Annotated in this window: 15 protein-coding genes and 1 pseudogene; 3 read left to right on the top strand and 13 right to left on the bottom strand. The window is 39.1% G+C overall.

Annotated elements, in window-relative coordinates:
* Positions 1 to 951: a glycosyltransferase family 2 protein gene (locus OD355_RS06580; RefSeq protein ID WP_263037663.1), complete on the bottom strand. Its 951-nt coding sequence runs from the start codon at positions 949 to 951 to the stop codon at positions 1 to 3.
* A 214-nt stretch (positions 952 to 1165) separates the two neighbouring features.
* Between OD355_RS06580 and OD355_RS06575 the strand changes: the two genes are divergently transcribed.
* Together OD355_RS06575 and OD355_RS06570 are read left to right on the top strand one after the other, a co-directional pair.
* Positions 1166 to 1789 (top strand): response regulator, encoded by a 624-nt coding sequence (locus OD355_RS06575; RefSeq protein WP_263037662.1) that lies wholly within the window; start codon positions 1166 to 1168, stop codon positions 1787 to 1789.
* A gap of 115 nt (positions 1790 to 1904) precedes the next feature.
* Positions 1905 to 4835, top strand: a complete 2931-nt coding sequence (locus tag OD355_RS06570; protein WP_263037661.1) for a sensor histidine kinase — start codon at positions 1905 to 1907, stop codon at positions 4833 to 4835.
* A gap of 86 nt (positions 4836 to 4921) precedes the next feature.
* On the opposite strand, the gene OD355_RS06565 is transcribed toward OD355_RS06570, so the two are convergent.
* The 7 genes from OD355_RS06565 to OD355_RS06535 all read right to left on the bottom strand — a co-directional run bounded on the left by OD355_RS06565 (position 4922) and on the right by OD355_RS06535 (position 11270).
* Entirely contained in the window at positions 4922 to 6442 is a 1521-nt protein-coding gene (locus tag OD355_RS06565; RefSeq protein ID WP_263037660.1) for an FAD-dependent oxidoreductase, read from the bottom strand.
* Positions 6443 to 6446: 4 nt separating this feature from the next.
* A complete protein-coding gene (locus OD355_RS06560) occupies positions 6447 to 6959 on the bottom strand; it encodes a CinA family protein (protein ID WP_263037659.1) in 513 nt (170 codons plus the stop codon).
* 372 nt (positions 6960 to 7331) lie between these two features.
* On the bottom strand, positions 7332 to 7571 hold the full coding sequence (locus OD355_RS06555) for a hypothetical protein (protein ID WP_263037658.1): 240 nt from the start codon (positions 7569 to 7571) through the stop codon (positions 7332 to 7334).
* Positions 7572 to 7603: 32 nt separating this feature from the next.
* On the bottom strand, positions 7604 to 7807 hold the full coding sequence (locus OD355_RS06550; protein ID WP_263037657.1) for a hypothetical protein: 204 nt from the start codon (positions 7805 to 7807) through the stop codon (positions 7604 to 7606).
* 20 nt (positions 7808 to 7827) lie between these two features.
* Positions 7828 to 8979 (bottom strand): amine oxidase, encoded by a 1152-nt coding sequence (locus OD355_RS06545; protein WP_263037656.1) that lies wholly within the window; start codon positions 8977 to 8979, stop codon positions 7828 to 7830.
* 15 nt (positions 8980 to 8994) lie between these two features.
* Positions 8995 to 10149: a UDP-galactopyranose mutase gene (gene glf / locus OD355_RS06540; protein WP_263037655.1), complete on the bottom strand. Its 1155-nt coding sequence runs from the start codon at positions 10147 to 10149 to the stop codon at positions 8995 to 8997.
* Complete coding sequence (locus OD355_RS06535; protein ID WP_263037654.1) at positions 10134 to 11270, bottom strand: glycosyltransferase family 1 protein; 1137 nt, start codon at positions 11268 to 11270, stop codon at positions 10134 to 10136. The genes glf and OD355_RS06535 overlap by 16 nt, the downstream gene beginning before the upstream one ends.
* Positions 11271 to 11666: 396 nt before the next feature.
* On the opposite strand from OD355_RS06535, the gene OD355_RS06530 reads away from it, so the two are divergent.
* Positions 11667 to 12515 (top strand): GNAT family N-acetyltransferase, encoded by an 849-nt coding sequence (locus tag OD355_RS06530; protein WP_263037653.1) that lies wholly within the window; start codon positions 11667 to 11669, stop codon positions 12513 to 12515.
* Positions 12516 to 13117: 602 nt separating this feature from the next.
* On the opposite strand, the gene OD355_RS06525 is transcribed toward OD355_RS06530, so the two are convergent.
* From OD355_RS06525 to OD355_RS06505, 5 genes and pseudogenes are all read right to left on the bottom strand, one after another.
* Complete coding sequence (locus OD355_RS06525) at positions 13118 to 14140, bottom strand: family 16 glycosylhydrolase (protein ID WP_263037652.1); 1023 nt, start codon at positions 14138 to 14140, stop codon at positions 13118 to 13120.
* 18 nt (positions 14141 to 14158) lie between these two features.
* The gene (locus tag OD355_RS06520) at positions 14159 to 15031 is read right to left on the bottom strand and encodes a PKD domain-containing protein (protein ID WP_263037651.1); all 873 of its coding nucleotides are present in this window, start codon (positions 15029 to 15031) and stop codon (positions 14159 to 14161) included.
* Positions 15032 to 15111: 80 nt separating this feature from the next.
* Positions 15112 to 16686 (bottom strand): PKD domain-containing protein, encoded by a 1575-nt coding sequence (locus tag OD355_RS06515; RefSeq protein WP_263037650.1) that lies wholly within the window; start codon positions 16684 to 16686, stop codon positions 15112 to 15114.
* Positions 16687 to 16753: 67 nt separating this feature from the next.
* Entirely contained in the window at positions 16754 to 18259 is a 1506-nt protein-coding gene (locus tag OD355_RS06510; protein WP_263037649.1) for a RagB/SusD family nutrient uptake outer membrane protein, read from the bottom strand.
* Positions 18260 to 18332: 73 nt separating this feature from the next.
* Positions 18333 to 21477: pseudogene (locus tag OD355_RS06505) on the bottom strand (SusC/RagA family TonB-linked outer membrane protein).
* Between the last annotated feature and the right edge of the window lie 179 nt (positions 21478 to 21656).

Here is a 21656-nt window from a genome sequence, read left to right as displayed (position 1 = left end):
TTAATACAGCTTAAATATTTTTAATCCCGTATTCTTAGCTTCTTTATTATTTTTATAGTTCCAGCTCAGCCCCTTTAAAGTGTATTTTGCCAGATCCTTTCTACCCTTTTTTAAGTAAAAGATAATTTCTTTAGGTATTACGCAGCAGGTATAATAAATACTAAATAAGAAAGTATTAAGTAGGGAAGTGTTCCTGCGGATAAACAACATCCGGTTGCGCGAAATAAAATAGGTTTTTATAGGGCTTTGCCTGCCTACACTCATAGATTCTTTATGGTATATTTTAGCTTTGCCGGTAAACCATATTTCTTTCCCCGCTTTTTTAAATCTTTCACTCCAATCCATTTCTTCGTAATACAAAAAATAGTCTTCGTGCATCAGGCCGGTTTTTTTGAGGTCTGCTTTGCGAAACATTACTGCAGCCCCGTGGCAAAAATGTGTTGGATAGCTTCTTCCATCATATTGTCCGCAATCTTTTTCTTTGTAAGCGATGGCTTTGTTCCTGGCAGTGAGGTAATTCATTTTGGTAAAGCCCGCATATTGTATTGTAGTTTTATCGTCATAATATTTTATTAATGGAGAAAGCATGCCTATTCCCGGGTTTTGCTCCATTGTTTCAACCATAGTATGTATGAAGCCTTCCGTAATTTCCGTATCATTGTTAAGCAGCAATATAAATTCTCCCGCGGCTATCCTAATTCCTGCATTATTTCCTCCTGCAAAACCAAGATTATCGTTTAAATAAATGTATTTTATATCAGCATATGCTTCTCTGAAGGCTTGTTCGTAATCTTTAACAGGAGCATTATCTGCCACTATTATTTCAATATTATCTGAAGCTGCATGTTTTTTTACCGAACGTAAAAATTCTATTGTTACGCCGGGTTGATTGTAATTAACGGTTATAATGGAAACGAGTTTCACTGGTTGCAAAAATAGTAGTATAAGCAATCCTTGTGTGTAACTATTTTTTGGTATAGGTTTAGCATATAATTATCTGCTTTATTGTGGAAAGAATATTTGCATTTAATTAACTAAGTTATTAATTATCCCACTTCATCATTGATATTGTTGCATTTAAGCGCATTATACCCCTACCACCTTAAACGTTGAAGTAATTAAAATTGGTGACACATAACTAATACATAAAAATCTAAATTGCATCATGGATATCAGAATATTTATATACGATGACAACACATCCAGAACAAATAGCTTAAAAACTCTTATAGAAGAATCGCCCGGACTTGAAGTGGCGGGAAATGCCTCTAACTGCTCAGATATAATTAACGATATTGAGCAGACTTATCCGGACATTATCCTCATGGACATTAATATGCCTGAATGTGACGGTATTACCGGGTTAATACAGATTAAAAAAATGTATCCTCACATTAAAGTGCTGATGCAGACTGTGTTTGAGGATAGTGATAAGATCTTTAAATGTATACGGAACGGGGCAAGTGGGTATATATTAAAAAGAGACTCTGCTCAGAATCTCATAAAAGCCATTTATGATGTTTATAATGGCGGCGCCGTAATGACCCCTGATATTGCGCAAAAGGTAATTGAATTTTTCAGGCCCTCCAAAGATTTATCTCCATTGAGTGCCCGGGAAAACGAAGTGCTTTCCCTGCTGGCTTCAGGATTGAGTTATAAAATGATAGCTTCCGAGCTGAACATAAGTTTTAATACCGTATGCACACACACCAAAAGAATGTATGAGAAATTGCAAATCGATTCAGCAGGAGAAGCCATAGCTTATTATTATAAAAATATCGGTATATAAATATTTGTATCTTATTATATGTATTTTAAACATTTACAAGATACCTAAGTCTATACATTTGTTAAAATGCTAATTTCCCGCTTTTGGGATAATTTAGGATAAACATACTGATTCTGTGTATAAACTATTGATGCTCTTATTTCCTGCATTAGTATTTTTTTTTACATCATTGCATGCTAAAGCTCAGGCATTTCGGGTAACAAAAAATATTACAGTCAATGACGGTCTTCCAAGTAATATAATACATGCTCTTCTGGAAGATGATAAAGGTTTTTTGTGGATCGCAACTGACAATGGCATTGCCAGGTTCGACGGTAAATATTTCAGGATTTTCAATACAAACGACGGCTTGCCGGATAATGAAATACTTGATGTTTTCAAAGAAAAAGACGGTACCATATGGGTAAATACTTTTAAGCAGGGCCCCTTTTATTTTGATGATAAAAAAAATATTTTTATTGACCCTTTAAAAGCTATGGATGTAAATAAAGAGTTTAGTAAACTTATTATATCCGGTAGCCCGCTTGAAGAAGGCGGAATTGCCTTTTATAACGAACATGGAGCATTTGTTTTTAAAGACAGGAAACTTATAAAGCCTTCGCCAAATACTGTATACTCATTTATTCACAATAAAAACCGGGTACTATTTTATTCAAAAAATATTGTAAAAGATAAACTATACAACTATATTTATTGTAAAGAAAATAATAAAATTGACAGTGTACTCTTGTATTTTGCGCCAATAGAAGAAAACATTACCAATATCACATTACTCAAGGATAAAAAATTATTTACACTTACCAGCAAAGGCAACTTGTATATTGCCGGGTGTTTTAATAAAACACCCTTCAGGTTTGGCATAGATTCTATAAACACAGGCAGGGAGCCGGCATCTCTAAAGCTTACAAACGATAAAATAAACATCATTACAAAGTACGGAGAAATCTATAGCTATGACATGCAGAGCCTAGCGCTAAGCTATGTCATAAAAGGAGATTTTATAGCCAATTGTGTTTGGGAAGACCGCAATAAAAACGTATGGGTTGGCACTTGTGCCGCGGGTATTATGCTGTATAAACAAAATTATATACATCTTTTAAGTTTACGTGGATATGAGGTTAATGATAATTTTTTGAGTTTGCAGGTAGACAAAAAAGGTGAGATTTATTCGGGTAATAACTTTGGAGAAGTCTTGAAATATAATGCGGGAAATTATGCTATAAATTTAACCGCTGCAGACAGGAAAATAAATGCTATAAGAAAAATTATTGTCTCGCAAAATAAGGTATTCACATTTTCAGAGCAGGGAAGTACTGTAGATTATAAAAACCGGTTGCTTCTCCCGAATAAAACTATAATCCAGGCAAAAACAGCGGTAGCGCTTAACGACAGTATTATTATTATAGGTGGCGTTAATCTCTCAGAAGGGTTGTATAAATTAAATACCATTACCGCAAACGTATCAAAATTAAATTGGAATGCTGGCAGTATTACTTGCATGGCGCAGGTAAGCAACAGGTATGTATATGTGGGTACTTTAAACGGGATATATAAATACGATTATGTAAAAAATGCTGCCTATCCGCCTTCGTACAAATCGCCGTTATCCGGTAAAAGAATAACGGCATTGGAAAGTACAGGCAATCATTTGATCAGCATTGGCACTTCTGCCAGCGGCCTCTACATTGTTTATAATGATAATATAGTTAAGCATATCAATGACTCACTATTGTCAGACAATGCAATTACATCCCTAAGGTTTGCCGGAGATAATTCCTTATGGGTAGGCACAAGAAATGGATTAAATAAAATAAAGTACCGGTTCATTCATAATAACTTTGAATATAGCGTACACAGTTTTTATGTTTCAGACGGACTGCCTGCCAACACTGTGAACGATATAGTTAGTTACGGAGATTTTATTTATGTTGCCACAGAAAAAGGTATTTGTTATTTGCATAAAAAAATGATTGAACCGCCTGAAAGAATACGGCTTTACCTCACACGTATGGTGGTGAACAATAAAGACCTGGAAATTAAAAACGCTTATTTACTCCGCTATTCCGGCAGGTCTGTCAAAATGGAATTTTCGGGCGCTAATCTGGGAGGGCATCTAAAAAAACTGATGTATAGTCTTGATGAGGGAGCCACATGGACGGAAATGCAGAATAATACCCTTAACCTGGAATTGGTGCCCGGCAACCGCAAATTATTGGTAAAAGCTTCCAACCTCCATAACATAAATGAAAAGCCGCTGACCATATATTTCAAAGTAATAGCACCGGTTTACTTACGCACCTGGTTCATAGCATTAGCCATTGCTGTATTATTTAGTCTTATAGGATACATTTTTTATCGTAACAAATTAATAAAAGAAAAACGGTTGTGGGATCAGAAATTTAAACTTAACCAGGAACGCAACAGGATCACGGCAGACCTGCACGACGATATAGGATCAACCATCAGCAGCCTGCAGATTTACAGTGAAGTAGCTTACAATTTAGTTGATACAGATAAAGAAAAATCCAAAGTGATGTTGAAACATATTACTGATAATTCCGCTAAGATTGCCGAAGATATTTCAGATATAATATGGAGTCTAAAAGACGCGTCTTCAAGTTCACTAAGCCTGTCTGGGAGAATTAAGAATTTTATCAGTGAAGTTTTGGGGCCAACCGGTATTAAATATGAAATAGATGTAATACACGACCTTCATGAAACGGAAAATATTTTGTGGCGAAAGAATGTTTTCCTGATAATAAAAGAAGCCATAAACAACATGCTGAAATACAGCAACGCCAGCTTTTTAAAAGTTGAGCTGCATTGTAAAGATAAAAATTATATTCTTTCTGTTGAGGACGATGGCAAAGGATTCGACCCGCAAAAAACCGGTTTAAAAGGTAATGGCCTGGCCAATATGAAGAAAAGGACTGAAGACATGGGCGGGCACTTTGAGATTAATACATCACCCGGCAGCGGTACAAAAATCAAAGCAACCATTCCTGTACAAAAAATGTGTAAGCCAAATAAAAGAAATGCGCCGTAAGCGCATTTTTGAAAAGTAATTTCCCGGCTCCCTGCATTAGGCATCCGTCAGCATGCTTCTTTGCTATTTGTTGCTGTCTATCTGATCTATTCTTCCGGAGAAAATTTATCCAGTCCTTTCACAGCAGGCGCAGTAAGCACTTCACCGTCTATGCCGAACCTGGAGCCATGGCATGGACAGTCCCACGATAATTCAGACTCGTTCCATACTACATTGCAGCCTAAATGCGTACAGGTATGTGATAGCACATGTACTCTGCCGCGTGCATCTTTGAATACCGCCATGGTTTCACCATTGTATTTTACAACTTTTGCTTCATTGTCATTGAGTTCGGTCAGGGACTGTATTTTTTCAACGGTAATTTTATCCATTACCAGGTGCTTCACAACGTTGGCGTTTTCTTTTACAAAGCTCGTGAAACCAGCTACAGGCTTCACCCTTGCCGGGCTGAACAGTTGCGCATACGCACTTTCGCCATGTACAATCAGGTCCGATAAGATCTGTGCGCCAAGCGTTCCGAATATCATACCATTACCGTTGTAACCTGTAGACACATATACATTATCCGGGTTGCCGGGTAGCTGACCGATGTATGGCAGCCCGTCTACCGGCTCATAGTATTGAGACGACCACCTGTAAACAATCTCACTAACATCAAAATATTTCAATACATAGGCTTCCAGTTTCTGAAAACTCGCTTCCGTATTTTCTGTTTCACCCGTTTTATGGTCTTCGCCGCCTGCGATCAGATATTGCTCGCCATCAACTTCCTGGCAACGGTAATAATGATAAGGTTCGCAGAGGTCGTAGCCTAATGCATCAGGATAAATTCCATTACGCAGTTTAACTGCCAATGCATAACTCCTGTATGGTGCATTTCTGAAATGCAAAACGTTTTTGCCCGGTGGAATGTGCGTTGCGTAAATGACATTTTTACATTTCACAATGCCCAGTGTAGTGATCACCACCAGTTCTTCCTCCTGCTTTTCTACTTCCAGTGCACGGCATTCTTCAATCATTTTACCGCCAATTGCCAGGTATTGGTCTAAGAGTCCGCGGATATATTGGATTGGGTGAAACTGCGCCTGGCCGGGCACTTCAGCAATTTTATCGTATGGGATGGGGAAAGGGTTTTCCTGCACTTCCTTCATTGGCACACCCGCTTCATTAGAAGCTTCTATAATGTCGTCCAGTTCTTTGGTTTGCTTTTCATCCAGGGAAAAAAGATAGCCGGTCTTCTCTGCAAAGCCGCAATCAATGCCATATGCATTTATATTTTGCCTGATTATATCTATAGCTTCGTTACCACCGCGTGCCAGCAGCTTTGCATTATCCAGGCCAAAGTCTTTGATCACATCGCTATAGGTAGCATCAAAGAAATTGTTCAGGTGTGCCGTTGTGCCGCCGGTAGTGCCAAAGCCAATGTTGGCGCTTTCTACCAGCAGGCATTTCCTGTTTTGTTTTTGCAGGTTTAGCGCGCTTGTAACGCCGGTGATGCCGGCTCCTATAATTACCACATCGTAAGAATCATTTAAAAGCTCCGCCATAGAGGAATACTTTTTTATTTCAGCCTGCCAAAGGCTTTTATTAGCGCCGTCTCTATACATAGTTTTATTTTTTAGTCAGTGATTGATATAATTTATCCAACGTTTTGTTTACGTAGTGAAGCTGTGCATCCAGGCCTTCTTCAACATTTTTTCCTGATATGCGTATAGAAAAAAGTATGTTGCCTTTGTAGGCGCCGGCGCTGTATGCAAAGATCTCATCAATACCATTTTCGGGCATCGGCGCCGCATAGCCTGTTACAGCAAGGCCTATCTCGCTCCCAAACATCTCGCTGACAGATAGCGCCATTTCTTCCGCCACTCTTTTAGATACGCAATTACAGGCTTCTGCATGTATGGTATTTATTTTCAGGTGCCTTGCTTTCTGGCCGAGATTATACAAAGTCATTCCCCCGTGAAAGTATGATGAAGCGCCTGTTACCTGTGTTAAAGCCGCCTGTAACAGGCCACTGGTAACGCTTTCAGCTACAGCAATGGTTTCCTCGCTGGCTATAAGCGCTTTTTTAATTTTATTGGTTACTTGCGTATCAAAAATTACTGATTTTTCTATATTGCTCATTCCTGCGTTTAGATTTTGTAGAGATATATTAAACAAAAACCGCGCCTGCAATGCTCACCTGGTAAAGTTTATGTATCATCAAAGAAAAATATGCCGAAATAATCTCAAAGATGTGGGCTGCATAAAACCGCCTCAAATTCCATCCTTAGTACAAGAACGGATTTGAGGCGGACATTACAATTGCTTAAATTAGACTAAACCGTTTATGAAGGCATTTTCTTTACATCATTGGTTTCAGCCTGCTTTCCGCTTTTTTCTATAGCGGCTTTATTTTCCTGCCTGGTCTGCGAACATTTAACTGTTACTGTACTTTTCTTTTCTTCTTTCCCATCACACTAAATTTTCAATAGCAGTAATTGCAGTTGGTTGTCATTAATCGTTGCCTTCCACTTTTACGATCTTGTTATAAATTCCCATAAGCAGGAATGGGGCAGCCCATTGGCCTACAAACAAAGCACGGTGGTTTTGTTTGGCAACTTTTAACCCAAGAGATATAGCCATGCTGGCCAAAGCTAAGCCGAGATAAACGGTAGAGGGTAGTTTCGCGGTCTGGTTTTCAATTTTTTTCGTCATTTCACCTTCCTGGTGAGCACTGTTTTTTGTGATGTCCATGATAATTTTTTTTAAGTGTTTGGAAATGGTTATTAAGGGATAACTACAGAATCCATTCCTAATCTTGAACTGTCTTGCATATTGCTTGTGTCAGAAAGATCTGTACCCATACCTGATGGAGTATTGGTCTGCACAGGTGGATGTTCTTCTTGTGCATCGTTGCCTGTGTTGTCGCTGTTGCAGGCTGTAAGCGTTAAGGCTGCAGCACAGCAGATGAGTAGCATGTGTTTTTTCATTTGTTTTAGTTTTTGTTTGTTTAAATATGAATGAATGTTTCCTGTAACTCCTGTATTTGTTTTTGGCCCGCAAGTATGGCGTCAAACGTAGGTTTGTGCAGTGTTCTTGCGAGTGATTGCGTATCATAAATATCCCATACGCCTGATTTGTGCCATATGTCTGTATGGTCCCAGTCTGGCCGGTCAATGATCGGGTACAGGCAAATACCGGAAAGAGGCAGGTCCGCCTTAATCATCTCCCTGCTTTCCTCTACAATATAGCTCATCCACAGTGGCCTGTCTTCCTGCGGGTGGCTGGTTTCGGCAATGATGAACGGCCTGTCGTAGCGTGCCCAGGCTTCGGCTACCATTTCATGAAAAGGCCGCCATCCCATTTCGGCATCCTGTGTTTTCCAGCAGATAAATTCCTGTTCCGGATACCTCCACTGGTTGTTGGAGTAATAATTAAAACCTAATATATCCAGGTATTCTTCCCTGCCGCCCAGCTCAGCACATATGCGCCCTGTAAGCATGTCCAGCACCTGGAACTGTTCGTCATTCTTGATTTTACAATCATCCAGATATTGTTCATTGCAAGAAGGCGCTATGTTAATCAACGGCTCGGTAATTAGTATGTGTGCATTTGCATCTGTTGATTTGATGGCAGCGCAGCCTTCTATATAAGCTTTCATCAACGCATACTTTACTTCCCAGCCATAGTTGATACAGTATGGAACAGTACCTTTTACATCGCCGCCCAGCCACGAGATAAAGCTCACCTCGTTGATTGGTGTTATAATGAGCGGCTCATGCGGGTTATAGACTCTGAACAGTTCTACAAACGCACGGCATAAAGCAGCGAAGCGTTGTGCAAATTTCGGGTGTAGCGGTGTGAGATCGTCGGGATAGCCAAAGTGGCACATGTCCCATACGATCTGTATATTCATCTCTTTTGCAGCTTCAAGCTGTACAATCACATCAGTCCAGTCGTATTGAAAAGGACTCTTTTCAACCACACTCCACCTGATACCCTCGCGCACTGTACTTATGTTGAGGTCGTACAGCCTGCTGTAATCTTCACGTATATATTCAATATGGCCGGTTTTTTTCAGAAGGTCCACACGGTTGCCGAAAGCATTCATCTGGTCACTGCATTCAAACCCCGCCATCCAGAAAGAATTAAATAAATTCATGAGTTTGTTTTTATGTCAAGCCCTTTCTTGTCCTGCAGCTACCTTATCTGTATGCTTTCCCACACCATTTAGCTGCGAGGTTTCCTGCTGAATTTTTTTGAACAGAGCTAAGGATTGGGCTACCACCTGGTCCATATTATAATACTTATAGGTACCGAGCCTTCCGGTAAAATAAATATTATCAAGTGAATCCGCCAGGGCTTTATACTTATTGTACAAAGCATGGTTCTCTTTTCTCGGAATCGGGTAGTATGGATCGCCTTCTGCCACAGGATACTCAAATACAATGGATGTCTTGTGGTGTTGCTGACCGGTCAAAAATTTAAACTCGGTGATCCTGGTATACGCATTGCTGTTCGGATAATTTACGGTGCCGGTAGGCTGGTAATTTTCCTTGTCGATGGTCTGGAAGTCAAATTCAATAGACCTGTAGGGCAGCTTGCCGTAACGGTAATCAAAGAAGCCGTCAATTGGCCCGGTATAAATAATTTTTTTATAGGCAATATGCTCTTTTACATCCCGGAAATCTGTGTTGAGCATGATGTGTATATTGGGATGCGCCAACATGTTTTCAAACATTTTGGTATACCCGTGCAATGGCATGGCCTGGTATTTATCGGTAAAATACCGGTTGTCTTTATTGATCCTGGTGGGTACGCGCGCCGTTACTGATGCATCCAGTTCAGAGGGGTCAAGATCCCATTGCTTTTGTGTATAGCCTTTAAAGAATTTTTCATACAATTCTTTGCCCACTACATTCAGCACCACATCTTCTGATGTAAGCACAGGATGCCTTTTTTCTGCTTTGGATTCCAGGAAACCTGTAACATCTTCAGAGGTGAAGTTAGCGCCGTAAAGCATGTTAATGGTATTCAGGTTGATAGGAATAGGCACCAGCTGGCCGTCAACACTCGCCAGTACATGATGCTCGTAAGGGCGCCATTCTGTAAAGCGGCTCAAGTAATTAAATACATCTTTGGAATTGGTATGGAAGATATGCGGCCCGTATTTGTGTACCAGTATGCCTGCTTCATCGTAATGGTCATAAGCATTGCCGCCGATGTGGTTGCGCTTGTCTATGATCAGCACTTTTTTATTCAATTGCGAAGCGAGCCTTTCTGCCAGAACACTTCCTGCAAATCCGCTTCCGATAATTAAGTAGTCGTACATTGTGAAGGTTTTAGTTTGTTAGTAATGTTTTTTATGTCTATTGCTTCTTCTATCAGCTTATTCATCTGCTCCCAGGTTCTGTCCCAGGATACATCTGCTAGAAACTCATCTGTTTCAGCCAGCCATCCGGCATCATCCGGGTTCGATAATATTTTTTCTCCGTATTTGATAAATTCATCTGCCGTATCAGCAATATCTACCAGCCCTGTTTCTGCATAAGGATGCACAACATCCGTAATCCTTGTAGAAATCACCTGTTTACCTGCTGCTAAATATTCAGGCGTTTTGGTAGGGCTGATGTACCTGGTAGATTCATTAATGGCAAATGGCATAATGGCTATATCCCAGGTGCTGATGTAGGCCGGCAGCTCGCCATAGGATTTCATGCCGAGATAGTGAATGTTTGCATGCCGCGGCAGGCTTGCTTCATCGATCTTTACAACCGGGCCTATGATCACTATCTGCCATTCCGGTTTCTTAACGGCTAACTCGCCAACCAGGTCAATGTCAAAACGTTCATCAACCACGCCAAAGAAACCTAATCTCGGGTGAGGGATATTTTGCTGGTCTGCGGGATCAATATGTGTATGCCTTGCTGTGTTAAAGTGCGCTTTGTCTATACTGCTGGGAAAACAATATATGTTTTGATGTTTATTCTTCTTTGCTTCGTATAGGCTTTTGCCGCCGGTAAATACAATGTCTGCTTTTTGCATCAATTCATTTTCCATATCGATCAATATCGGCGGTGCAAACTTAAAGGCCGACAATTCATCCATGCAATCGTAGACAATAAGTGTAGGCTTGAATGATGAGGTGAACAATAGTGCCATAGGTGAATAATACCAGAAAATATAATTCTTTATTTCAAAATCGCGGAATGCCTGCTGCGCAATAGCCTCCATACGCATATTATGATCACCGGTATCTGCGGTGTTTAAATGGGGTGTGATTACCTGTACTTTATCAGGCGCTTCATTACATGAATATCCATCCGGTTGCTCAGTAAACACGGGCTCTTCCACATAAAATACTCTATAGAGGTTTACAAACCTGCTGACAAGGTGCTGCGGTCTCTGATAAACAAAATTCCAGCGTAAGTGCGAAAAAACAATTAATTCCATAATCGTGTTTTAAATTTGTTTAAAATATAAAAATAAGTCTGCCTGGAAACTTTAAAAGAAAAGTCAGATTAAAGCAGTGATCTTTACAGTTAGATTAAATAGCATAAGTCAACTATCCTGCCAATTTTAATCACAAGATAGCATTTTTATACAATGAACTTGTTACTATGGTTTAATAAAATCTTTTTTTTTACATGCGAGGCTTGAGGCGTGATAAAAGGGTAGAAATAAATTTAGTAACGGTTTCATTACTGCTAATAAACAGTTTAGTTTTGCTGGGAAAATGCAAGCTTTTAAATAATTTTTATGAAATAGCCAGGAGTGGTTGTCACACCCGAAAATGATGATCATTTAGGCTATTCCATCTGACAAACAGAAAAATTAAAAAATAAACAGATGAAAATATTGTCTCTAAAAAATATTGCATTTGATAGGATTTATGAATCATTTAGCCAGGCTTTTGCTGATTATGAACTTCAACTAAACAGGCAGGAATTGCAAACAATGCTAAAAAGACGCGGTTTTGATCCGGCAATGTCCTTTGCAGCATTTCATGAAAATCAGATAGCAGCGTTTACTCTGAATGGAACCGGCAGTTTTAACGCAACGCCTACAGCATATGATACAGGAACCGGTACCATTATGAAATTTCGTGGACAAGGCCTTGCTACAAAAATCTTTGAGCATTCAATACCTCGTTTAGTACAAAAAGGCATCAGGCAATATCTTCTGGAGGTTTTACAACATAATACAAAAGCTTTATCGGTTTATACAAAGCTGGGTTTTACAATCACACGTGAATTTAATTATTATAAACAGTTCAATGAAGAGGTGCATGTTGGGCAAAAAACTTTTTATGCAAACGTTAAGCAGACAAAAATGGTTTTTCCGCAACTTATTTCCGGCTTTTGGGATTTTAGTCCCTCCTGGCAGAATAGTTTTGATGCGATAAAAAGGAATCCCGGAAGTTTTATAATGCTGAAAGCTTTTACAGCAAACATTCTTACAGGATATTGCGTTTTTGAGCCGGCTTCAGGAGATATAACTCAAATAGCTGTTCATGAAAACCACAGAGGCAAAGGTATAGGTTCTGCGTTGCTGGCTGAAGCTGTAAAGCTTAATAAAAGTAAGGTTATCAAAATGATCAATACTGATAGCACCTGTGCGTCAGTAAAAGCTTTTATGAAAGCTAAAAACATACCTTTAAAAGGGCAACAATTTGAAATGATTAAAATAATTCAGTGAATGAGTTATTGTATAGTGTTATTGTTTTAAACTAACTACAATTTTTGTTTAAGCCAGATTGGTTATTCTTGAGCATTTAGATGCACCTGGTATTAATATAGAAAATCTGGCGGCAGCATTTAATATGAGCCGTATCACTTTTTACAGGAAATAAAATCCCTTTCCGGCATGTCGCCTCACCAGATTGTCAATGTTACGAGGTTAAAGAAAGCAGCTGAAATGATGAGTAAGGATATTATGAATTTCCCCCCCAGTTCCAACGTATAGAAAATGATACCGAAAGCCGCCTACCGTTTTTATAAACGTATTTCGTTATTGAGCCAGGCAAAATAAAGTTACTAAGAACAATGCTGTTTTCAAGCAGGAGTATTTACTAAGCAAAATTAATTATATTGAGCAAGTTTGATTAATAAAAGGGAATGCAAGCAGCAAGATGTATTGACAAGAGAAGCCTGTTAAATATAAAAGCCCTGAAACGTATTGTTTTCAAGGCTTATACGATATGATGTGCGTCGGTAATGGTTTATGAAAGCTAAGAGTACAAACTTTTCCTAAATACTATTTTTTTTATTTAATGATTGTGTACCCACAAGGAAAAGGCCTTATTGATACACCCTTACATAATCTATTTCAAAGACAGCGTTTGTAAACGCCGCATCAAGCGCTCCTCCAAAATTGCCTCCTAATGCCATATTTAAAATAATAAAAAAATTGTTATTGAAGGGCAGTGCAACACTGTTCTTAATTGAATGTACAAGTTGTTCGTCTACATATATTTTTAATTGTTCCGGAGTCCATTCAACAGCGAACAGGTGAAATTCGGCTGCAGCATTGGTATATTTAATTTTGTTTCCATCTGCTGTTTCTCCAAATCTTCCCGGATAGTGAAAAGTAGCATAAATATATTCAGGATCACGGGTAAGATATTCCATAATGTCTATTTCTCCGCAGGCAGGCCAGCCAATGGATGTGATATTGCTACCTAACATCCAGATAGCCGGCCATACACCCGGAACACCTACAGGTAGTTTTGCCCTTACTTCTACCTTGCCGTATTTAAAATCAAATTTGCCTTGTGTCTTTAACCTCGCAGATGTATGCTGCTTGCCGCTATAGTCCTCTTTTTTAGCTACGATCTTTAACGTGCCGTTAGAAATGTAAACATTATCAAGCCTGTTGGTATAGTATTGCAGTTCATTGTTTCCCCATCCGTTGTCACCTGTTCCCTGATCATAATTCCATTTTGCAGGATTGGGTGTTCCAGGCTCATCGAATTCATCTGACCATACCAGTGATGCCACCCTGGTTACAACAATTTGCAAAGATTTAGAAACCGATGTGCCAGATGAGTTTTTTGCTTTCACATTTATAGTATAATTTCCTGATACAGGGTAAACATAGGTGACCTTGCCGCTTGTTGATGATTCATGAATGCCATTACCAAAGTCGAATTCATAGCTTGTAGCATTATTTGCCGTAGCTACAAAATTAACGCTCCCGTTATTTGCAGGGTGTACAGCAGCTGTTAAGGTAAGGTTTGACGGTGAAGGGTCTGCCTTAGATACACTTTTATTGCTGCATCCGAAAAAGAATACAGCAAAAAGGAAGAAAAAAGTCTTGATCATAATATTGTTCATTTAAATTTATTTCGCTTTAATTTTTACATACCACGCATTACCGTCTTTACCGATAGTTCTTAGAGACATTTGTGTGCCGGATCTGCTTAATATCTGGTATCTGTGAGTTCCGAGATATATACCCAAATGACCTTTAGCAGAAAAAATGATGTATTCTGTGTCTGCAGAGCCGTCGTAACTAAATGTTTCTGTGTAGGCCGCAGCTTTTGTCCCTGTTAATGTATAATCTCCTGTTCCTGTAAGCCCGGCATCAAAATCTTTAAGATATTCCTGCTTGCCGTACAATGAATTATTAGTAATGTGCGTAAAGGAATTTCCTTCTTTTTTAAAGACGTATTCATCATCATAAACTCCCAATCCGGACTTATCAAGCGGAGGTGCCGACCACCAATCCGGCGACAGGGATGTTGACGGGCCTACGCCGAAATGTGCAGGGGCAAGAGAGTCCACGACCCATATTTTAGAAGAATTGTTCGTAAGCATTTCTACCAATTCAGGATTGGCAACAAAGTCTCTTCTTATAGTAATCTTTTGCGAAGAAGTACTGGATATGCCGCCTCTGCCACTGGCAGTTACAGTAATGATAAAATCCTGCGTTCCTACATGTGTATATAGATGTGTTTGTGAATTCACCGTATTGGTCAGCGGTTCAGAACCATCTCCAAAATCTATCCTGTAATTAATAGCATTAGCAGACATTACATGCACGCTGACTTTGCCACTGCCATCTCCATTAGGATTAACTGTTGATTTGCCAGCTACCTGTATATCAAGTTGCGGCAGATCGGGGGCCGTCAGCGGGCCGAAGGTGTGGTCTTTTTTTTCACAACTGCTTATAAAGATTGTCATTAAAAGCAATATTAATTTTATGTAGTTCATGTGATATTTTTTATTTTTTAAGTTGCCACATGGAATAGCCTTTATTCATCTTTATGGCTATTTCATCGCATATGTTTTTATTAATTAGTTAGCGCAATGTCATCTATCAGGAAAGTATAATTGGCAGTTCCGTCACCTTTTGTACCGTTATCAAAAATCCATACTATTTTCTGGTAAGCATTGGCTGTGTTTATTCCCGAATAATCAAAAATTAGTTCTTCCCATTCATTAGCCTTTGTAGTCAGTACTTCTTTTTCGTAATAAATTCCACTGTTTTTAAGATTTTCAACTTTTAATAAAACTTTAGCGCCTATTCTTGGCGAGAATACTTTCATTTTAAAGATATTCTTTGAAAAGTCTATCGGGTCAGGCAACGTAAGTACACCCCCTCCCCATGGCTGTCCTGCATATTTTATCATTCTTAAAACCTTACCGGAACTGTTGATGCCATGCTGCTGTGGATTATCAATGATTGAGAGTTCGCCGCCATCGAATCCGGAGAGATCATATATCAGTGAAGTTGATTCAAAGGTTAAAGGAATTTTCACTGCAGGCATCTCATCATTCAGCGTACTTGCCTGTCTTATATCATCAAAATAAAACGTAAAGTTGGCAGACCCGTCTCCTTTTGTTCCTAATTCAAATATCAGTACAATGTGTTCATAGGTATTTTCTTTGTTTGCTCCTGTGAAGTCAAATCCTAATTCTTCCCATTCATTGGCTTTAGTAGTTGTTACGCTTTGTTCATAATTTTTATTGGGGTCGGATGCATTTTCTATTTTCAATAAAACTTTTGCACCTGCTCTTGGTGAAAATACTTTCATCCGGAAATATTTATTGGCCGATAAATCAACAGGGTTGCCAAGTCCGATCCAGCTTCCGCCCCATACTTCGCCCTGATTTTTTATCATTTTACCAACCTTGTTGCTCGTGTTGATTCCGGTTTTTGAAGGGTTGTCAACAACTGTGGCCTGCCCTCCGTCAAAATCATTAAATCCATAGGTAACGGTAGAAGATTCAAATGTAACAGGTAATACCAGTGGGTCTACAATATTCACAGTTGTTGAATAGTCTGCCGTAGCAGCACCGCCACTCAGCGCTATAACTTTTATCGTATAGGTTCCTGTTTTTTTATATTCATGTGTAAGCGTTTGGCCCTCTAAAAATGAAACAGGTATTTCATTTTCAACATCTCCGAAATAAACTTTAAAAAGTGTTTCATATAAAGCCGTTGCGCTGATGTTTATCTTCAATGCATTGCCGGGATTTTTAGCTACATTTACTACAAAATTTTCTGGCTTTCTAAAGGCAACAGTCAGCTTTTGAACAGCTTCTGTTGTTTTTCCTGTAAGATCATGGCCTATAATTTTAACATCAAAAATACCTTCAGGATATTTATGGCTGGTACTGCTTCCTGCATTTACTTTTGCAGGTTCTTTCGCAGCGTCACCAAAAAATATTTCGTAGAAAGCTGCACCTTTACCATTCGGCAAAATAGTCACCATGCCTGAATTATCTTGTGTAATATCATACATGGCTGTAATGTCAGCCGGAGCATCTCCTGTTTGTATAAAGCTCAGATCACCATTGCTAAATTTAGTACATCCTATAAGCATTAATGATGCGAGTTGTGTAATAACAAATATTTTCTTCATTGGGTTTACTTTTAATCATTATTAATGAGCCAACACGTCTGCATTCTCACCGATCAACTATTTAAGTTTAATAATTAGGATTCTGTGTAAGATTAGAAATATTGATCTCTTCCTGTGGAATAGGGAAAACTTCATGTTTGCCTGCTACAAATCCTAAGGTTGAAAGCGTTGTAGCTGCTTTCCCTGTTCTCACCAGATCAAAAAATCTCTCTCCGTCGCCTGCAAATTCCAATCTTCTTTCGTTCATAATAGCATCAAACAAAGCTGTTCCTGTTTGTACGATATTGTGTGCATCATCTTTAAAAGCCCTACGCCTTACCATATTCACATATTGCTGTGCCTTCAAATCATTTCCGGTTTTGTTATAAGCTTCAGCTGCCATCAGCAATACATCCGAATAACGGATAGTTCTGTAATTATTGAGATAGTTCAGTTCTATCTGTCCGGAAGTTTGTCCCTTTCTTGGCTGCAATTTATTGTTGTACAAGCCTGTGTTTTTATAAGGCGCTACCTGGTAAGTAACATTATAGGTAGGATGCGCATTTTTATATGCTTCAATATCAAGCAAGGTAGCGTCTTTTCTTTGGTCTCCGGCCTGGTAATTATTTGCAAGTGCTTTTGTAGGAAGGTTACTGCTCCATCCGGGCGCATAAGGCATTTCAGCGCTTCCGCTAATGCCTCTTACGCCTGCCTGCTGCACAGCATAATTACCCTGTCCGCGCGTAGGGCCGCCCCAGTTCCAATAGGGTGATGTATTAGAATATTGAATTTCAAAAACAGATTCGGGACCGTTTTCACCTGACACCAGGTAAATAGATGCATAGTCTTCCACCAGCGAATAAGCTTTGGAAGAAATAATATTTTCCAGAACAGGAATTGCATCGTTGTGTTTATGCTGATAAATATATACTTTGCCAAGCAATGCCTGTGCTGCATATTTGGTGATGCGCCCTTTTTGTACCTGCACATTTGGCAATACGCTTATTGCTTCCTGCAGGTCCTTCTCTATCTGTACATATACTTCAGCTTTGGGGGCCCTTGTGAGTTTCCTGGATTCTGATAGCGTTAATCTTTTATTTGTAAAAAGTGGAACATCGCCAAACATTTTTACCAAAGAAAAATAATAAAATGCTCTTAAAAAATAAACCTCTCCAAACAAGGCATCTTTACCTGCGAACTCAATGGTTTCGCCAGCCATGTTGGTTTGTTTATATTGCAATATATAATTGGCTCTGTTAATGCCTTCATAAGCAGATTGCCACAGATCGCGTAATGTAGAGTTCACGGGGTTTACAGTAAAGTCATCTATCTGTTGCAATGGTAGTATATCCGATGCACTTTCACCACCAGCAACTGCATCGTCTGAAGCAATATCCCCTACAGGAACCATCTGGTTCAGCCACTGAACAGGTGTATATACGCTTACAACCATTGACCGGTAATCGCTTTCTGATTTCAGGTAATCCTGGTCTGTTATTTTAAAATCGTCATGAGGGTTGTAATCTACCCATTTATTGCAAGAACCGACAAAGAACAGATATACTATAATTAAAGACGCGTTTATATATTTCATAATAAAAATTTTTAATGCTCGTAATTTGACAATTGATTTGTGTATGGAATTATGCTAAAAACATGTATGTGCATCATAGTTTAATATTTAAGCCTACAGAATAAGATCTTGCCTGCGGGTAAGTTCCGTAATCTATACCTGTACTCATTATGCCTCCTGAAATTTCAGGATCATAACCCGAGTAGTTGGTAAATGTAAAGGCATTTTTTACCTGCACATACAATCTCACCCCACTGAATGTATTGCGGAGCAATGCTTTTGGAAAATTATACCCCAACTGTATATTCTTGATCTTAACAAACGATCCGTCTTCCACGTAACGATCGGACACGCGTGCGTTGTTATTGTTATCGGTGAAAGAGTACCTGGGGTATCTTGCATCATTTGTTGTATTTGGTCCTGTCCAGCGGTTCAGGATATCCCTGGTTTTATTGGTATAGTTGGCATTTCTGTCATAAGCTTTGTAAATGTCATTGCCAACAGAAGCATAAGTAAAAACGGTAAAATCAAAGTTTTTATATTCCATATTTATATTCCAGCCTAATGTAAAATCCGGGAACGGGTTTCCTATTTTTGTCTGGTCTTGTGCATTGATAATACTGTCTCCGTTAAGGTCTGCGTAGCGTATATCTCCTGGCCTTGCGCCGTCCTGACGTGCCCAGTTGTTTACATCGTCTGCTGACTGAAACAGGCCGTTTGTTTTGTATCCATAAAAATATCCAGGCGGCATATCTTTTTCAAACACGGAAACCGTTTGAGACTGGCCATTAAAATAACTTCCGCCTACAATTCTTGCGGTACCGTCGTCATTAGTAGCTGTTACAAGACTTTTAACCGTTGTGAATGCCAGTGAAGTATTAAAGAGGAAATCTCTGCCAAGTTTCTCCCTGTAGTTTAGGCTTACGTCTATACCGCTGCTTTTTGTAGTGCCAATATTAGCAGTTGGTATGGGTACTGTGCCTAAGTATAAAGAAACGGAAGGAGTGAATAAGAGCCCATCAACATGTTTTTGATAATAATCAGCAGATAAAGAAATTTTATTTTGCAATAGGCTCATATCAAAACCCATGTTCACCTGGTTTTGTTTTTCCCATCTTAAAGCTGTATTGGCAGCTGAGCCTATGGTAGAACCCGGTATAAATAACTCTCCGAAAGTATATCCGTTACTGTTTGCCATTGGATCATAGCTGGGCCCGCCGGTAATGATAGACACCAGCTGAGGATTTACATTTTCATTTCCTGAGGAGCCATAGCTTCCTCTTATTTTCAAGAAATTGATAAAGTCAGACCTGAAGAAGTCTTCCTTTGAAACCACCCAACCTAAAGATCCGGCGAAAAAATTGCCGAATTTATTATCGGGACCGAATGCATAAGAGCCATCTCTTCTTAGAGAAAAAGAGGCAAGATACTTATCATTGTAGTCATATAATATTCTTCCGAAATAAGAGAGATTCTTTCTGAAATACTGATAGTAACTTCCTGTTACCGCGTTTGGATTATCGCTGGTATTTGCACCCGTTGCAGCGGTAAAGTCTGCAAAAATCCATGAATTGAAAGGAACGTCCTGTCTTGTGGCAGATGCAGCATTGCCTGATGTTTTAGCAATGGACATTCCCAGAACTGTCTCAAAATTATGTACGTTTTGTAACGTAAAATTATAGTTCGCAAAATTTTCAAATGTAAAATTCTGATTACTGTTTTTGGTATGGGACACCTGGTTGTGCCTTCCTTCAACTCTGTTACCGGCTGCGTCCATAGTATTTTCTACGTTTAGAGGTCCGTAAAATACCAGTGGAGTAAAGGACTTTGCATTATCGTCATATTTTTGTATAGCCGAAACGGGAAGTGAATTTGAGATTAGAAAGAATATCAAATTGTAATTCAGCTTTACCATACAACTTGTTTCCTGTGTTTCTGTTGTGTGTATTTTCCAATTTTGTAAGCGGATTAAACACCTCAGATAGTATGAGGCTGCTATAGCCGTAAGTACTTTTTACAGCCGGATCAGTGTTAAAAACCGATACAGTAGGATCAAAATTCAAAGCGCTTCCCAGGATACTGTTGAAAGAATTCTCCTGCACACCTCTGCTGTTGAGTAAAACATACGTGTTATTAAGTATGAGTTTTAATTTAGATGTAATCTTAAAATCCATGTTAGCGGTGAGGTTTGTTCTGTTGAAACGCGATTTATCGTATCCGCCAACAATACCTCCCTGACTTAAATAACCGGCAGAGAGGAAATAAGATACATTATCACTACCTCCTCGTAAGCCAAGATTATAAGTCTGATCTGACGGAGTTTTAAACACCTCCTTCTGCCAATCCGTTCCTTCCCCCATTAAAGACAGGTCGGGAAATATGATATTGCCGCCACTTGCCACACTGCCTTCGTTTATCATTCCGGCATATTCACCTGCATTCAACATATCTATTTTTTTCACTACTTGCTGAATGCCATAGTTAGCAGAAAAAGTTATTTCAGGCTTCGGATTTTTTCGGCCGGACTTTGTCGTTACAACAATAACGCCGTTTCCACCTTTTACGCCATAAATAGCTGTAGTTGCAGCATCTTTCAAAACGTTTATATTCTCAATATCAGCAGCATTAATAGAATTGAAATCATTTAATGATTGCGGCACACCGTCAATTATAACCACAGGATCAGTGCCTGAAAAAGAAGGAATGCCTCTCACGAGCACTGTTGGTTTAGACCCGGGAGAACCAGATTGAATGATATTGACACCAGCGGCCCTGCCTTGTATGGCCTCTTCCGGACGTGCCGGTCTGAGTCTTTCAATATCTGCACTCTTTATAGTGGCAACAGCTCCCGATACATTCGTTATTTTCTGTGTTCCGTAGCCGATTACTACCACGTCTGAAAGTTCGGTATTAACCGATGGTGTCAGGACAATGGTGATATTCTTTTGCTCGCCAACAGTTATAAATTCGGTATTATACCCTACGTAAGAAATTTCAAGTACTTCCGAAGGAGCAGCAGAAATGCTGAAAATACCATCGGCATTTGTAAAGGTGCCTGCACTGGTGGCTGCATTCTTTATAGTGGCTCCTGAAAGCACTTCATTGATCTCATTTTTTACGACACCGGAAATAGTCTTTTGCTGACTAAATACAGTAGCCGGAAACAGCAGAACAGCAAAAAAACCGAGTAAAAAAGTAGTGGATACGTTTCTTAAATAATGCGTTTTTTGATTAATCATACTATAAATTTTTAACAGTGATATGTATATGCTCGGTAAGCATTACTCCACAAATGTAAGATCAACTAACGTTCAATGTATATTTCTTTAACACTACAATAACACTACAATAAAAATATTTTTGATTGATTATCAATAGTTTAAAACTAAACAATCAAATTGTTGAATCTTTTTTATAA

This window comes from Haoranjiania flava, assembly GCF_025631005.1.
Lineage (GTDB): Bacteria > Bacteroidota > Bacteroidia > Chitinophagales > Chitinophagaceae > Haoranjiania > Haoranjiania flava.
Note: the sequence above shows the minus strand (reverse complement) of the source record. Positions and strands in the feature narration are given on the sequence as shown.